General features: G+C 69.3%; 1 protein-coding gene. It reads left to right on the top strand.

Annotation, left to right across the window (positions count from 1 at the left end):
* Positions 1 to 380 precede the first annotated feature (380 nt).
* A complete protein-coding gene (locus AB0N14_RS40330; protein ID WP_366030641.1) occupies positions 381 to 851 on the top strand; it encodes an SsgA family sporulation/cell division regulator in 471 nt (156 codons plus the stop codon).
* Positions 852 to 1,099 lie beyond the last annotated feature (248 nt).

Below are 1,099 nucleotides of genomic sequence, written 5' to 3'. Positions count from 1 at the left end.
AGCAGCGCGGCGAATTGGTCCCAGAGCGGCTCGGTCAGCCATGATGGAAGCGCGGGCACAGGTCTCCCCAGTGATCACAGAGCGTCGCAACTCCATGATCACCGGGACCTGTGCCCGCACTGTTGCCGGTGTCCCCAACCGCGCCTATCCGCGCGGCCTCTTAATGTTGGCGGCCCGCAGCGCACGAGGGGGCAGCGGCCCCCTACCGCCCGGGCCGCCCGGGCAGGACATCCCGGGGCACGCGCCGTCCGCGCGGTGGTCATCCGTCACGGCCACCACCGTCAAATCCGGTGGGGTCGGTCAAGTTACCTGTGTACGGGGAGCCCGCAACGACGACAGTGGGTCGGGCCAGCTTCCGCCACAGAGAAGGATCTACCCTCATGAGCGGCAACCGACCAGGTTTCCAGACCCGTCGAGCGGCGCGGCACGGCCGTCCTGACCTGACCTTGGACATCGAGCGCGTGCTGGACGTCTCCGCCCGGCAGGCGGTCAGGGCGGAGTTCCGGTTCGCCCCGGAAGCCCCGTTGATCGTGAGCGTGGAGTTCCTGATCGAAGGCGGCCCATGTGTCCTGTGGCGCATCGGGCGAGACCTCCTCCAGCAGGGGCTGTACTCGACGAGCGGCCTCGGGGACCTCCGGATCTGGCCGTCCGGTCCGGGGGATCGCGCGACCGCGTGGCTCCAACTGGCCTCCGGCGACATGGCGGCCCTGTTCGAGCTGCCCGTGGCACCGCTGGCGGAGTGGCTGGAGTACACCTATGAACTCGTTCCCGCCGGTGACGAGCTCGCCGGAGTCGACTGGGACGTCGCCACAGCGGCTCTGCTGCAAGGCCCCAGCGCCCAGGCCGACTGACACGCGCCGGTGCTCTCGCCTCCGGTGCTTCCGCCCCCGGTGCTTCCGCCTCGGTGCTTCCGCCCCGGTGCTTCCGCCTCCCGTGCGACGGCCGGCGATCCTGGAACGACGGTCACCGGGCGGCGGTACCGCGATGCCGAACGCGATTTTTTTGGCTCTTCTGCTTGATGTGTGGGTCAGTCTGAGGCGAGTTGGCGTCCTGGCAGTGTTGGGCGGTCGCCTCCGAGGGTGAGCATGACGAGGGCGAT

It is taken from the genome of Streptomyces sp. NPDC051104 (assembly GCF_040682835.1).
GTDB lineage: Bacteria > Actinomycetota > Actinomycetes > Streptomycetales > Streptomycetaceae > Streptomyces > Streptomyces cynarae.
Note: the sequence above shows the minus strand (reverse complement) of the source record. Positions and strands in the feature narration are given on the sequence as shown.

What these genes read in the sequence shown, in the direction of transcription:
- AB0N14_RS40330 (WP_366030641.1), top strand. Translation starts at nt 381, where the DNA reads ATGAGCGGCAACCGACCAGGTTTCCAGACCCGTCGAGCGGCGCGGCAC.